At 55.1% G+C, this 526-nt stretch carries 1 pseudogene; it reads right to left on the reverse strand.

The features are described from left to right. Positions 1 to 43 precede the first annotated feature (43 nt). Positions 44 to 151, reverse strand: a pseudogene (locus SOP95_RS32325) (methyl-accepting chemotaxis protein); the annotation flags it as partial. Positions 152 to 526: the final 375 nt, after the last annotated feature.

Consider the following 526-nt stretch of genomic DNA (forward strand, 5'->3'; position numbering starts at 1 on the left):
CCGGAAGCTTTCACTGTCCGGGTTCTGTATCAGCCAGCATCAATCAGCGGTTGAACCGCTCCACCAACGAATACTGCGTATTCGCCGACTTGGTCAGCTCTTCACTCAGCAGCGCCGAATTCTGCGCCTGTTCCGAAGTCTGGTCCGCCAGTGCCGCTTGGCTGGTGGCGACGAATCATGATGTGAAGTCGTTGAAGGTTTCGGGGTTTACGCATGCCCAGGATCTGGCGGTTGCGGCGAATCAGGTGGCCGAATTTCTTCGGTGAGATTCTCGCCGGTAGTCATGGCCTCTTCGCTGGCAAGCCAGCTCCTACAATGATTTGAGGCGTAACGCGAATTCATCAACACCGCAAACCACTGTAGGAGCTGGCTTGCCAGCGAAGAGGCCCTGTCAGGCAACTTGGCTTTCACTGATGCAACAAAAAACCCGGAAGCTTTCACTGTCCGGGTTCTGTATCAGCCAGCATCAATCAGCGGTTGAACCGCTCCACCAACGAATACTGCGTATTCGCCGACTTGGTCAGCT

Origin of the sequence: Pseudomonas sp. YuFO8, assembly GCF_035065025.1 — a bacterium.
Taxonomy (GTDB): Bacteria; Pseudomonadota; Gammaproteobacteria; order Pseudomonadales; family Pseudomonadaceae; genus Aquipseudomonas; species Aquipseudomonas putida_AE.